At 40.0% G+C, this 14457-nt stretch carries 15 protein-coding genes; 3 read left to right on the forward strand and 12 right to left on the reverse strand.

The window, feature by feature from the left end; translation table 11 throughout:
* Positions 1-21: 21 nt before the first annotated feature.
* Positions 22-945, reverse strand: a complete 924-nt coding sequence (locus SELR_RS13675) for an ATP-grasp fold amidoligase family protein (protein WP_014425804.1) — start codon at positions 943-945, stop codon at positions 22-24.
* A gap of 502 nt (positions 946-1447) precedes the next feature.
* Here SELR_RS13675 and SELR_RS19300 point away from each other — a divergent pair.
* On the forward strand, positions 1448-1633 hold the full coding sequence (locus tag SELR_RS19300) for a hypothetical protein (RefSeq protein ID WP_014425806.1): 186 nt from the start codon (positions 1448-1450) through the stop codon (positions 1631-1633).
* Between the two features lie 45 nt (positions 1634-1678).
* Here the strand turns inward: SELR_RS19300 and SELR_RS13685 are convergent, their stop codons facing one another.
* Positions 1679-2683, reverse strand: a complete 1005-nt coding sequence (locus SELR_RS13685; protein WP_014425807.1) for an NAD-dependent epimerase — start codon at positions 2681-2683, stop codon at positions 1679-1681.
* Positions 2684-2771: 88 nt separating this feature from the next.
* Here SELR_RS13685 and SELR_RS13690 point away from each other — a divergent pair, with 88 nt between their 5' ends.
* Together SELR_RS13690 and SELR_RS13695 are read left to right on the forward strand one after the other, a co-directional pair.
* The gene (locus SELR_RS13690) at positions 2772-3083 is read left to right on the forward strand and encodes a type II toxin-antitoxin system RelB/DinJ family antitoxin (RefSeq protein ID WP_014425808.1); all 312 of its coding nucleotides are present in this window, start codon (positions 2772-2774) and stop codon (positions 3081-3083) included.
* Positions 3076-3393 (forward strand): type II toxin-antitoxin system RelE/ParE family toxin, encoded by a 318-nt coding sequence (locus SELR_RS13695; RefSeq protein ID WP_041914445.1) that lies wholly within the window; start codon positions 3076-3078, stop codon positions 3391-3393. The genes SELR_RS13690 and SELR_RS13695 overlap by 8 nt, the downstream gene beginning before the upstream one ends.
* 55 nt (positions 3394-3448) lie before the next feature.
* Here the strand turns inward: SELR_RS13695 and SELR_RS13700 are convergent, their stop codons facing one another.
* The 10 genes from SELR_RS13700 to SELR_RS13745 all read right to left on the reverse strand — a co-directional run bounded on the left by SELR_RS13700 (position 3449) and on the right by SELR_RS13745 (position 14457).
* Positions 3449-4615, reverse strand: a complete 1167-nt coding sequence (locus SELR_RS13700) for a nucleotide sugar dehydrogenase (protein WP_014425809.1) — start codon at positions 4613-4615, stop codon at positions 3449-3451.
* A 504-nt stretch (positions 4616-5119) separates the two neighbouring features.
* Complete coding sequence (locus SELR_RS13705) at positions 5120-6181, reverse strand: EpsG family protein (protein WP_014425811.1); 1062 nt, start codon at positions 6179-6181, stop codon at positions 5120-5122.
* Between the two features lie 49 nt (positions 6182-6230).
* Positions 6231-7331: a glycosyltransferase family 1 protein gene (locus tag SELR_RS13710; protein ID WP_014425812.1), complete on the reverse strand. Its 1101-nt coding sequence runs from the start codon at positions 7329-7331 to the stop codon at positions 6231-6233.
* Complete coding sequence (locus SELR_RS13715; protein ID WP_014425813.1) at positions 7328-8185, reverse strand: glycosyltransferase family 2 protein; 858 nt, start codon at positions 8183-8185, stop codon at positions 7328-7330. The genes SELR_RS13710 and SELR_RS13715 overlap by 4 nt, the downstream gene beginning before the upstream one ends.
* An 86-nt stretch (positions 8186-8271) precedes the next feature.
* A complete protein-coding gene (locus SELR_RS13720) occupies positions 8272-9357 on the reverse strand; it encodes a glycosyltransferase (RefSeq protein ID WP_014425814.1) in 1086 nt (361 codons plus the stop codon).
* A gap of 29 nt (positions 9358-9386) precedes the next feature.
* The gene (locus SELR_RS13725; RefSeq protein WP_041914446.1) at positions 9387-9701 is read right to left on the reverse strand and encodes a hypothetical protein; all 315 of its coding nucleotides are present in this window, start codon (positions 9699-9701) and stop codon (positions 9387-9389) included.
* A complete protein-coding gene (locus SELR_RS13730) occupies positions 9685-10689 on the reverse strand; it encodes an ATP-grasp domain-containing protein (RefSeq protein ID WP_014425816.1) in 1005 nt (334 codons plus the stop codon). The genes SELR_RS13725 and SELR_RS13730 overlap by 17 nt, the downstream gene beginning before the upstream one ends.
* Before the next feature lie 16 nt (positions 10690-10705).
* Positions 10706-11341 (reverse strand): sugar transferase, encoded by a 636-nt coding sequence (locus SELR_RS13735; RefSeq protein ID WP_014425817.1) that lies wholly within the window; start codon positions 11339-11341, stop codon positions 10706-10708.
* Between the two features lie 9 nt (positions 11342-11350).
* Entirely contained in the window at positions 11351-12619 is a 1269-nt protein-coding gene (locus SELR_RS13740; RefSeq protein WP_014425818.1) for a DegT/DnrJ/EryC1/StrS family aminotransferase, read from the reverse strand.
* Positions 12619-14457, reverse strand: a complete 1839-nt coding sequence (locus SELR_RS13745; protein WP_014425819.1) for a polysaccharide biosynthesis protein — start codon at positions 14455-14457, stop codon at positions 12619-12621. The genes SELR_RS13740 and SELR_RS13745 overlap by 1 nt, the downstream gene beginning before the upstream one ends.

Raw genomic sequence — 14457 nt, forward strand, 5'->3', positions numbered from 1 at the left:
GCTCCTACCAGAATCATCATTTCAGCTTAGTGTCAACCACTCGCCAAATTTATTATCCCATTCAAATGGTTCAAAAGGAACCATCCCAGACCAATGAAAAAACGTCAATTCGCCCCAGTATATTTTTCCATTAATTTCGTAAAAATCAACTCTTAAATGCGCAGTATCTCCTGCTAATTTTGATGCCAATACCTTCATACGTTCAAATTGTTTCGGTTTCTCATTAAAACATTTTGCATTTGGATGACCAGATTTTAAATCCAAATGATGAAACTGCATATCATAAAAATCAAATTTTGTTTCTTCACCATCTTTAAATCTTTCACTTGCAATAAAAAGAGCTTTAGGCTCTCCATGAAAAGTAAAAAACTTATAATCTCTTAATTCTTTTGTCAACTCATCCACCATATACTTTTCCGCAATAATTCGCGGCTTTACATTTTTATATGGCCATTCAAAACCGCCAGCATAATAATAGTTGTGTCTCAACCCTCGCTCCAACTTCTTTTTGGCCGCTTGTCTATCAAAGTTGTTTTTATCCTTGCAGATAACAATACTGCCACTGTCATGAGTACATTTCAATACAAACTGATTGGGCAATTCATCAAAATCAATTTCATCAAAATGATCCCATACTCCCAAAGTGGGAATAATATATTCCTCCCCAATCAACTCTGCCACATATTTTTTAGCTTCATATTTGTCCACCATTTTCGTATACAGCGGATTGCGATCATGCAGCTTCAGCCATTGCAGCTTTTCATTGAACGTACGGGGATTATCCAAATTCAAAGGATACCCCACCCGCTTCTTAAAACGCCGCTTCAAATACCATTCCTCCGGCACCACATGCATAGCGGCATAGTGCATATCACTGTATGCCCTTTTCAGCGGCACCAGCATAACCGACGGCAGATTTTCCTTAAGAATTTTCTTTATCCCCAAAATAGCCTCTCCTTTTCAAAATGCAGTTTCTGTCAATGTCCACTTTATATGTACACATATTATAAAAAGTGATATAATCCCTTATGAAACAAATATTTACCCTTCATTTATTTCTTTGGTATAATATATGAAGGGAGCGGTTTTATGAGCATGATAGACGATAGCCCCAATCAAGAATACTTAGATGCCATCAAGCGGTTGCGACTTATTGACGATGCCTTCTTCAATGTCTGTATGGATGATAACATCGAATGTATGCAACTAATATTGCAGATAATCCTTCGGCCTGCCGCTGTACCATGTAGAGCGCTATATTGTTGAGCTTAAACATAGCTTCAATGACAATGCGCACATTCTTTATGTCAACTCCGCTTATCATGACGACACCGCCTTGGGCCGCTTAATGCACGATTTCCACTGCACCGACCCAAAAGGAATGCACTACGCAATGTTAGCCAGCATAACCGATTACTTTAAAAACAAAGACGAGGGGGTTAAAACCATGTGCAAAATAATGGAAGAAATTCAGGACAAGGGCCACAAAAAAGGTTTTGAAGAAGGACGCTCCCAAATGGCTGTAGATACTGCCATGGATATGCTCCGTGATAACGAGCCCTTAGAAAAAATCGTCAAATATTCCCACCTGCCGCTGGAACGCGTGCAGGAACTCGCCGCAACACTACACTAACTCAATAAGTATTACACACCGCCGCTTACCTTCGGCGGTGTATTTTTATGCCCCGTAATACTCCCGATACCACTTGGCAAAATGACCTAAGCCTTCAGCAATAGTAGTCTTGGGCCGGAAATCAAAATCCCGTTCCAACTCACTGACATCGGCATAGGTCTGGTACACATCCCCGGGCTGCATGGGCAGGTATTCTTTTTCTGCCTTCTTGCCCAGGGCTTTTTCCAATGTCTCGATAAAGTCCATCAGTCTTACTGGACTGTTATTGCCGATATTGTAGACCTTGTACTTATCGCCGACATTGTTTTCCTTAGGCGGGTTGCAAAGCATATGCTCAATCCCGGCAACAATATCATCCACATAGGTGAAATCCCTGAGCATATCACCGTTGTTGTAAATCTTGATGGGCTTGCCCTCACGAATCAGATTGGCAAATTTGAAATAAGCCATGTCCGGACGGCCATAGGGGCCGTATACAGTGAAGAACCGCAAACCCGTAGCAGGAATGCCATACAAATGACTATACGTATAGGCCATCAGCTCATTGGATTTCTTCGTTGCCGCATAAAGGCTGATGGGATGATCCACATTATCCGTGGTGCTGAAGGGCGTCTTCTCCTGGTTACCATACACGGAAGAACTGGAGGCAAAAAGTAAATGCTCCACAGGATTATGTCGGCAGGCCTCTAATATATTGAAGAAACCAATCATATTAGAATCAATATAGCAACGTGGATGGTCAATGCTGTAGCGTACACCGGCCTGAGCACCGAGATTCACCACAATATCCGGCTTGGAATGCTCAAACAGCGCATTCACCGCTGACTCATCAGCCAAATCTCCTTTTATAAACTCATATTGGGGAAAATCCCGCAAAATCGCCAGTCGGCTTTCTTTCAGTGACACATCATAGTAATCATTGCAATTGTCAAAACCCACCACCGTAGCTCCCAACTCCAGCAACCGTTTGCTCAAATGAAAGCCAATAAAACCAGCCCCACCAGTAATCAGCACCTTTTTACTTACATCAAACTCTCTATAGTTTGCCAACTTTATACACACTCCTTCTAAGTAAAATATTGATTTTTCGTTACATAAGCGTTACAATTGAAGAAAAAACATCGAGGAGGTTTTCGTCATGGAAAAAACTGCCACTCTGAATCTACGGATAAATCAAGACGTGAAACACAATGCCGAAACGGTGCTGTCAGCCTTAGGTCTATCTATGACAGCGGCCATCACCATTTATCTGAAACAGATTGCCCTCAAGGGCGCTATTCCCTTTGAATTGTCGCTCCCCAAAGGCCCGAACCACCTGAATACCAATTTAATGAACGCCGATGAGATCCGCGCCTTCCTTGATAAAGGAATCGAGGATATTGAGAACGGCAAGTCAATGCCTGCTAAGGATTTCTTTGCCAACTTCAGGAGAATGCATGCCAATGATTGAATACCATGTCATAATCTCCGAACAAGCTGCCAAAGATATGTCCGACATATATGATTACATCTGCACCACGATTGGCATGCCTCAAATTGCAATGGGCCAATTTAATCGTATCGCCGATGCAATTGAGACATTACACCTTTTTCCAGAGCGTATAAAAGTCATGACAGATTCCCAACGCCCGGAAAAACAATTTCGACAACTATTAGTTGACAATTACTCCGTAATCTTTACCATCACAGAACATACTGTAAACATTTCACGTGTTGCCTACTCACCATCCAACATTGCAAACAAGTTGGAAAATCTTTAACTTCAGTGCCGTCATGTCCATACATGACGGCATTTTTATATGCTAACTTGACTTATCAATCTCTGCTGAAAATATCCCTTGTGAATACCTTGTCCCGCACATCCGTCAGCACATCATTCCAACGATTAGCCACAATCACATCACTGCGATCCTTGAACTCTGTCAGGTCGCTGACAACTTCGGAACGGAAGAAATTATTCTCTTTCAATGTCGGCTCATAGACAATACAGGGAATTCCCTTGGCCTTGATGCGTTTCATTATTCCTTGAATGGCACTGGCCCGGAAATTGTCCGAAGCCGTCTTCATGGTCAAACGGTAAATCCCCACCACCTTAGGTTGCTTGGCAATAATGGCATCAGCAATAAAATCCTTACGGGTTCGGTTAGCCTCCACCACTGCGCCAATCAGATTCTGGGGCACATCCCGGTAATTGGCCAACAGCTGCTTGGTGTCCTTCGGCAGACAGTAACCACCATAGCCAAAGGAAGGGTTGTTGTAAAAATCACCGATGCGCGGATCAAGGCTGACACCACGAATAATTTCTCCCGTATCCAGGCCACGAGACTCTGCGTACGAATCAAGTTCATTGAAGTAAGCCACCCGCAAGGCAAGACATGTATTGGCAAAAAGTTTAATTGCCTCCGCCTCAGTGGAACCAGTGAACAATGTAGGAATATCTTTCTTCACGGCACCTTCTGCCAATAGTCCAGCAAAAACCTTTGCCCGTTCAGAACGTTCCCCCACGATAATCCGTGAAGGATAGAGATTATCATGCAACGCCTTGCCTTCCCGCAGGAACTCCGGAGAAAAGATGATATTCTCCGTCTGATACCGCTTTTTCATCTGCTCCGTGTAACCAACGGGCACAGTGCTCTTAATCACCATCACCGCCTGCGGATTGATGGCCAAAACTTCCTCAATCACAGCTTCCACAGAAGATGTGTCAAAGAAATTCTTATCCGGATCATAGTTGGTGGGCGTGGAGATAATTACGAAATCCGCGCCACCAATTGCTTCCTGCGCCGCCAATGTTGCCCTGAAATTCAAATCTTTACTCGCCAGGAACTCCGAAATATCCCCATCCACAATGGGCGAAATTCCCTTATTGAGCATTTCCACTTTCTCTGGCACGATATCCAGTGCCACCACTTCATTATGCTGCGCCAGTAAAATACCATTGGACAGGCCTACATAGCCTGTACCTGCGATTGCGATTTTCAATACAAAAACCTCTTTTCATTGAATCATTATAAATAATCTATATAAAAATCCATCTTTGATGTACTTAGTTCTATAGAATGCTATAATATCCAGTAGGCAGAATATTTACTATTCTATAATTTATTTGTTATAATGTAAGAAAAAAGCATTCTCCATGTCAGAAAAAAGATTTTTCTGACATGGAGCACTTAACGATGTTTCTGCTGATATCAAAGCCTTTCTTGACTATATAAAATGAATGCCTGTAAATGATGAATTTGTAACGGGAATAGACAGCTTTATCAAAGAAATAAAAATCAAAGAAGAAGAAAGAGTGCGTTATATGACATACGCCATGAAACAAATGCGCCTTTATGACTATTTGAAAATTCATGTTAAGGATGTTTTTGAATACCCATTGTGATTTTCACTATGCCGACGATTATTTGACGGCTTTATTTTTTTCAAATCAACAGCTATCTTATTGGACATCACTTTTAACGATTCCTTTATATAATAAATTTTCTAAATAGCTGACAAAAAGTGATTTTTGAGAAAAAATGTTATTCCAACACCAATTATAATCAGTACAAAAATCATTTTTCTTGACAAACATTTTGCATCCCTATATATTTCAGGCAAAGCAAAGCAAAAACTACTTGAAAAAACTGCCGATAATCTTGACGAGAATATACTTAATTCCGAAAATATTAACATTGTAAAGAACGACATCAACAACATAGATATATGAAGATTATTATATTTTATATTATTCCATTTAAGTAAATATAAAACCAAAGACAAAACCAGTATACTTCTATATATTAGATACGAAGCAGATTCACTTGCCATATGTTCCAAACTGCCACTGTACTGATCCATCTTTGCCACACCTATGCCTAAATAATCTGTCATGAATACAATCATATATTGATAAATATTCAATATATAAAGAACCACACATAAACCAATAAATAGCGCTATCTTCTTTATGTCCCATTTAACATCCCCCAGTGGATAAATCAAGAATGTTATGATCATCGTTTTATGAATAAGCGATGCTATTATTACAATTATAGTAAATTGTAGTAGTTTTCTCTCAATAACATATCTCAATGCAAAAAGAAAAATACAAATTGCTAACCCTTGACGAATTTGATTAACATTATTTTCATAAAAAGTTCTTGCGAACCATAAGAACCATGCAGAAAAAACATACGGTGTATACTTCAACAAACAACTGTAACAACAAAATAATGCTATAGCACATACAACTAGATAAAAGGCTTCAAATGAACCTCCCATACTTTTTACTAGCTCACATATCCATAAAAAGCCGTAATCCAGTATACCATCCTGGACATCTTCAAAATCAAACGTTCCAGATGTATAATCATAATAAGTGCTTTTATATCCCCAGAAATCTGGTGTTATAGGGAAATATATATATCCGACATATAATGAATACATCATTATAAAAAGTAATATTATCTTCTTATTTATCTTTCCTATGTCGCTTACATCCAACCACATAGCACTAAATGATAATACCAATACACTCAGCAACAGTATATCTTCTATCCGCATTAAGTTTATCTCCCTAAAAGACTTCGATATAATCTCCAACATGCGTTATTTACTCAAAAATCAATTTTACAAATTTATTTTTCACGTTCTCAATTCCATAGCCAGATTTGTCCACCATATCACTATATACTTCCCTATCATGACATTTATCAATCATTTGAGTTATTTTGTCTCTCCATGTAGTTTCACTGTCCGTTAACTGAAGAAACTCCACTAAGTCTGTTATTTTACATTCGCTAGTTATTCTATCTGACAATAAACATGGCAAGCCTGTTGCCTGCGCTTCTATAATAACATTAGGCATCCCTTCATATAGCGATGGAAAAATCATCCCATCCATCCCCATTAGTAATTGTGGCACATCATTTCTAATCCCTAAAAATAATACATCATTTTCCAAGTGCATATTCATAACCATATCTTTTATATCATCTTCTCTGCTCCCCTTTCCAATAAGAACAAGTTTGGCGTTATGTATCTTTCTTATTTCATTGAATATTCGTATTAGAAAATCATGATTTTTTTGCTCTTCGAATCTTCCAATATGCCCTATCAACAACACATTCTTCTCTATACCTAGATCTTTACGAATCTTTTCCCGCTCTTGTGAACTAAACAGAAATTTTGAACTTGGTATTCCATTGTTTAATATATTGAAATTATGTTTAACACCAGCCTTTCCAAACATGAATTCTCCAGCTAGTTTTGATGGTGCTATCTTTACATCTACTACATATTTAGGAAGTAGATAAAAAATTTTATGAAGTAATCTTAGTAATTTTGCTTCCTGCGGTAAGTTTGAATTTGTAGATCGCAAAGCAGTTTTACAGCATCCTGCTATCTTTGCAATCAATAACAATACAGCATATACAGAGGATGACGTAGATATCATGACCGTTTCATAACCATTTCTCTTTACAACGTCATACAACAAATACATGGATTGAACTGGATGACATTTCAGACTTGGCATGTTATAGATTTTTCCTCCTAATCTCTTGATTTCGTCATCATAATATCCAGTTTTTTTAACAGTGGTCATAAAGTCCATACTATATAAGTTTCTATCTAAGGAACGCAATATTTTCATTAGAAATGTTTCTGCGCCACCAGGTTCCATCAAATTCACAATGCATAGTACTTTTTTCATTTTATCCCTCTTATATTGTTTTCATTGCTATTTTTAATGCTAGACAAAATGATTTCATGAATCAATCTTATGATTTTATTAGGGATTATTCCAGCCAGTAACGGTTTTATGACAAAAAGCAAGCCTCTAGGGTGTAGTCCTAATTTTTTAAAACCTTTGTAGCGTATTTTAGCCTCCTCTATACGATAAATAAATTTACGTTTTTTATATGCTTCCTTATCCCATCTATACTGAAGTAATTTCTCTGCTATGTTAGCCCCTTTATATCCAGCAGCATATAAGCGCATCCACAACTCATAATCCTGCCCTCGGCGCGTACTATTATTGTATCCCCCTAAAATATCTATCGCATTTTTTCGCATCATAACAGATGGATGTATGAAGCAAGGTCCCCAAAGCAAATCTTTCTTTTGAGGATATCTTATTTCATTACTCTCCCCCCATACTCCGGTCTCATCGATGTATTCTGCATTTGAACCCACAATGGATATTTCTTGATTATCATCTAAAAATTCGACTTCTTTTTTTAATCTATCTGGATAAGACACATCATCATCATCCATCCTAGCTATATACTCCCCCCTAGCCACACCTAAGCACCGATTTAGCGTAAATGCCAGTCTCATATTTCTCTCATTTTGTAGCAAAACAATTCTGTCATCATATTCAGCTATCTTTTTAATAAACGCACATGTGTCATCTTCCGAACAATCGTCACAAATAATAAACTCGAAATTTTTATAATTCTGGTTTAATATAGAGTGTATCGATTGGAGTAGTTGTTCCTTCCGTCCCATGGCATTATATACGCCCATAATAACAGAAACCCGTGGAGATAATTCACTATTCCCCATCACAAAATCCTTTCATTATACCATTCACTAAAATGCATACAGTTTGCATATACCATTCTTCCCTGTCTATAATATGCAAAAATCTTTCATATCGTACTATAAACATCATTGAGCATTTTATTTATCTTCTCAAATCTAAACCCATTAATTTTTTCAACATTATCCTTGATTAAATCATCTCTATTATCTAATGCATTACGAATTGCATATTTCACATCATTCATGCTAGATGGTCTAAACAACGGTTTATCTATTAAATCTTCATTACCTCTAATCTTACTAGCGCAACATGCCACCCCACTCGCCATAGCTTCCATAAGACTGACATTTAGCCCCTCCCTTATGCTTGGAAGAATATATACATCTGCTGCACTATAAAACTCCTCAACATCCGTTCTATATCCCACCAATTTAAGGTCAACATTATATTCATTAGCAACATTCAATAACCTAGCGCCCAATTCACCTCTACCAACAATCACATAGGTGATGTTTGGAATATCCTTTATAGCCCTTATCACGATTTCATGATTTTTATTTTTATTAAGCTCGCCTACTGAAAGAAGCATTGTTCGTTTGTTATTTATTCTTAATTCCGCTCTAATCTTTTCTCCATTTTCTTTTTTATACTTAAACTTTTCTAGATTGATACCCACTCCAGGAATATACTCTATTCTACTGCTATAAAAATTTTTTTTTGCTCGATTATAGTCTTCCTTATTGATAGTTATGAGAACATCTGTATATTTACTAAGCCATTTCTCAATTGGATAATATATCAACCAACTCATCAAGGGAGCACCAGTATAAAAATGAAATCCATGTACTGTGTAAATGACTTTAAGTCCATTTTTTCTCAGTTTTTTACATGCAATTCTTGTTGCCATAGCAGCCAAAGGCGTATGACAATGTACTATATTGTAACGCCTATTACTCACTATATCTCTTATTTGCTTTATTGCTCTGATATTACCAAAACTTATTGGTGAACGGGAAGTATCTATATGAAAAACTTGGCATCCCCACTCACGGTAGCATGTCGCCACCTTAGTTCTACCATCATTTTCATTAGTTGCAATATCTATGTGATTTCCAATATCCAATTGATTTTTTATAAACGATTTGAAAAAATCCATTGTACTACCAATTGTGGTTATATATAATATTTTCATTACTCTAGTATTTCCTTATACAAACTTCATTATATTTCATCATATAAATCTCCCTCATAATCACCGATATGATTATCCTTTTCATTTCCTTTAAAATTTTCATGGATTAGCTTTATATGATTAACGCCACATTCATAATCATGCGGATATCCCCCACCAAATTGATGCTTAACTTCAATGATATAATACTTACCACTAACACTAGTCATTTTTCTAAGCATCGGTATATCGTTGTGTAAAAAATCTTTCACTATTCCCCCGTGGAAACCTGTGATGACAGGGCTAAATAATAGTGTGACACCTGTGAATAGTATCTTGTTATAGAGATTATTTGGCAATAACATCTAGGTTTTGTCCACTTGTTTCCCTACAAATCACAACGCTATCATACATCATCATGACAACGCCCTCTTCATAATTTCCTATTTGTTCTTCGTTTTCCAAACCATGCAAATTTCGTTCTATCATTTTTATAAAATCTACACCAGCACCGTATGCATGAAGATAAGCTCCACCGAAACGTGGATTTACTTCTGACAGATAATACTTGCCGTTCTTATAGAAAAAGTCTGCATCGATAGGACCATTAAACTTAAATTTACTCAAAGCTTCCTGCGCAAAATCGAACAACTTTTGATCCTTAAACGAGATCGTCTTATTCGCACCACCAATAGTTGTGCTGATCTTCCTCTTTGAAAAAATTGCTATTGGCTTGTGACTTATAGTATCCACATAGACATCGGCATCAAGGTCGAAACATCCTTCTCCAGTCATCAGTTCCTGGGCTATCAAACCAGAATCCTGCTTAAATGCATCCTTCAATTCAGCGATTGTCTGAACTTTTCTCGCGCCAACACTTCCGCTACCTGTCCTGGGCTTTACGAACACAGGTAGAGAAACCTCACCAGCATCAAGAGCTAATTTAACTTCCTCATAAGTTCCCCAAGTCATTACTGCTCTAATCCCCTGTGCTTTCAGATATTTGTACATCTCATACTTATTGAAGCAGAGTTTTGCAGTCTCTGTGTATGGAGCCAGAACCTCAACGCCTATTTCAGCGAATCTCTCCCTATTCTCCGAAAGAATCATTATCTCTGGATCAATGAATGTGGTTACAGCATTGATATCTTCTTTCTTGCAAATATCCAAAATCACATTTATATATTCCGGAGCATCAATTCTCGGTACCAAGTACTGTTTATCTGCAAAATACAAAGCAGGTGCATAAGGACTATTATCAGTAGCTATAATCCTCGCCCCCTCTTCTATTGAAGACTTGAAGTTTTTCATCAACTCTCCACGACGACCAACACTACACATCAAGTAATTCATCTTAAACAGTCTCCATTTAACTATTTCTTGGTTTCCGCCCAAGTTCAACACAGTAATCAACAAAGCTTTCCATAGTTACAGAGGTATCCGAATTAATTCCCTCACGTTTAACCACAGCCTTTACGGTGTCAACAATAATCCTTAGATCACCGATAAACGTAATACGTTCAACATATTTCAAATCCATCGCAAATTTATCATCCCAATTGACTGCATTACGCCCGTGTGCCTGTGCATAACCAGTCAGTCCAGGCCTGACATCATGACGATGAGATTGTTCTTCTGTATACCAAGGAAGGTATCTGACCAGAAGAGGCCTAGGGCCTACTATTGACATATGGCCTGCAAGGATATTAAACAACTCAGGAAGTTCATCCAGTGAGGTTGAACGTAAAAATTTTCCGTAGGCATTCAGCCTAAATTCATCAGGTAACAAGGTTCCATCTTTGTCCTTATCATTCGTCATTGTCCTGAACTTTATGAGTTTGAACACTTTCTCATGGCAGCCGGGTCTTTCCTGGGTAAAAAATGGATTCCCTTTCATCTTGATTGCGCCAATTAATGTTAATAATAAAAGCAATGGTGAAAGAATAACTATTGCGCTCAATGAGAGTATAAAATCCATTATTCGTTTTAAATATTTTGCGTACACAATCTACTCCTACTCAAAGCACTTATGAATAATTTCTATAATCTTATCCTGCTGTTCAGCATTCATCTTATTGTCACTGGGCAGGCATAAACCTCTCTGAAAGATATCTGCTCCCACATCAATGCCATTTCCTTCAATATAGGCATTGCTTTTACCACGGCCATTGCCTTCTACTGTTACAAATGGACTTGCTCGGTAAATCGGCTGCATATGCATGGGCTTCCAAATTGGTCTGCCCTCTGCATTGATTGATGTTATGGCATCCAATATTTCCTGTGGTGAACTTTTGCCACTTTCATGTTTGTAAAGGTAATCCTGCTCTCCTCTGACCTGCGGAGCCATAGCTTCTTTATCGATAATCATGCAGGATAGCCAAAAGTTTGGCTGGCTGTTTTCCTTATCCCAGGGATTCATCTTTACGGGCAAGTCAGCTAAGCCTTTTTCATAGCGCTCATAAATAGCTTTTTTCTGAGCAATGTGTTCGTCCAGATATGGAATCTGGCCACGGACAATACCGGCAATGATATTGCTCATGCGATAGTTGTAGCCGATTTCCTCATGCTGATACCAAGGTGCTGCTTCACGGCTCTGGGTGGACCATTTTCTGACCTTATCTGCGTCTTCTTTGCTGTCTGTCAGGAACATACCACCGGAACTGCCGGTGATGATCTTGTTGCCGTTGAAGGATATGCAGTTGTAGTTGCCAAGGGTTCCAGTTTCCACCCATTTCCCATTCAGCTTGTATTTTGCGCCCAGAGATTCGGCGGCATCCTCTACAATAAGGGCACCATGTTTGTCACAGATATCTTTTATCTGCTGTATTTTGCCGGGGGTACCATAAAGATGGGCCACAATCACAAGCTTTACTTCCGGATATATCTCGAAGGCTTTTGCCAGTGCTTCTGGGCACATATTCCAGGTATCGTATTCCGTGTCAATAAATACGGCTTCGCCATCTTCATAGGCCACCGGATTGATGCTGGCATCAAAGGTGACATCTGAGCAGAAAACCTTGTGTCCCTGCAGTGTGCCGGCGTTGGGCTTTGCCTGGCCGTAGAGTTTTTCGCCTGCAAGTTTGGTTGCCAAATGAAGTGCTGCTGTGCCAGCAGATAACGCTACGGCATATTTGCAGCCAACGTATTCGGCGATTTGTTCCTCGATTGCATTTATATTGGCACCAACGGTGGATACCCAGTTGGTGCGAATGGCTTCATTCACCCATTTTTGCTCTTCTCCGTGCATGGTGGGGGAGGAAAGCCATATTTTAGTATTTGACATTAATCAATACCTTCTTCCAATTGTTTGCTTTTGTAGGTTGGTATCATATGCTTCAAGGTTTGTAGGATTATTTGCCTGTCTGTAGTTTCCTGCAAGGTTTGCAGGCTTTGTTTCAGATCTGCTTCATCCAATGGCTGAATATGCGCCTTGAAGATTTTCTTGTGTTTTGTGCTGGTGGTGCCTTCTTCACTGGTGAGAAGTTCTTCGTAAAGCTTTTCACCGGGACGCAAGCCCGTGTAAACGATCTTTATATCCTTGTCCGGTGTAAGCCCGTGAAGCCTGATGAGATCCTCAGCCATATCTTTGATTTTTACAGGCTTGCCCATATCGAAGAGGAAGACTTCCCCGCCTTCCGCCTGACTGCCGGCCTGCAGTACAAGCTGCACTGCTTCCGGAATCAGCATAAAGAATCTGGTCATATCCTTGTGCGTGACCGTTATGGGCCCGCCATTGGCGATCTGCCGCTCAAAGAGAGGCACAACACTTCCCCGGCTGCCAAGGACATTACCGAATCTTACCGTGACAAACTTGGTCTGGCTATGCTGGTTGATTTCCTGCAGCACAAGTTCGGCGGCGCGTTTGGTTGCTCCCATCACGCTGGTGGGGTTTACTGCCTTGTCAGTGGAAATCAGGACAAAGATTTCGGCCTGATTCTGATCGGATAGCTCGGCCACATTTTTGGTGCCAAAGACATTATTGCGAATCGCTTCCTCCGGCTGGATTTCCATCAGGGGCACATGCTTGTGGGCTGCGGCATGGAATACCACCTGGGGCTGAAACCGCTTGAAGATGCGTGCCATACGTTCCCGATCTGTGATATTGGCAATTACCGTATGATAGGTCTGCTCCGGGAATTTGCGCTTCAGCTCCTGATGGATTTCATAGATGCTGTTTTCCCCTCGGCCTAAAAGAATGATTTCCTTTGCCCCTACCCGGCTGATCTGTCTTGAGATTTCCGAGCCTATGGAACCGCCGGCGCCGGTGATCAGCACGGTCTTGCCTGCGATGTAGTTGGTAATCTTGCCAAAGTCCAGATGGATGGGGTCGCGCCGCAGCAGGTCTTCCAGGCGGATTTCCCGCATTTCCCCTGCGTTCATCTCGTCACTGACCATTTCATAAATGCCCGGCATAATACGAACCTTGGAACCGGTTTTGCGGCACAGATTGTCAATATGACGAATGGTATCGCCATCCGCCGAAGGTATGGCAATCACAATTTCATCAATATTATTAGCTTTTACCACCTGGGGCAGTTCGTTGATATTCCCCAGAACGGGAAAACCAGCCAATCTGCCCTTACGTTTTTTTTCATCATCATCCACAAAGCCAATAATATTGGTGGTGGCATTGGCATTCTGTTCCAACTCCCGCACCAGCATGGCTCCTGCATCACCAGCACCAACAATCAAGAGGTTTTCTTTGTCTCCCTTGGATTCCGTCACCAGATCGAGATTGACCTTGAACATCAAACGGCTGGCGCCGATTGTGCAAATACTCAGCAACCAGGTGAGAATGATTACGCTGCGGGGGACGGGAATATCCGCCACCGTGGTGATGATGAACACTGCCGTCTGGGACAATGTCACCGCCCCCACAATGGCTACCAGATCCCGCATGCGGGCATAATGCCAAATACGGTGATACATGCCATAAAAATAGAAAATCGCCAGACTGATAATCACCATCCATGGTAAGCAGTTGCGAAAAGTAACATACTCTGTGGCAGGTATGCTGCCCTCAAAACGCAGCAACAGGGCAAAAATCGGAACCACAGACAGAATAATGGCGTCTATTAAAATGAGTTTTAGTTTATCCCTTATTTTCTCCAAATAATTCAA

Origin of the sequence: Selenomonas ruminantium subsp. lactilytica TAM6421, assembly GCF_000284095.1 — a bacterium.
Taxonomy (GTDB): Bacteria; Bacillota; Negativicutes; order Selenomonadales; family Selenomonadaceae; genus Selenomonas_A; species Selenomonas_A lactilytica.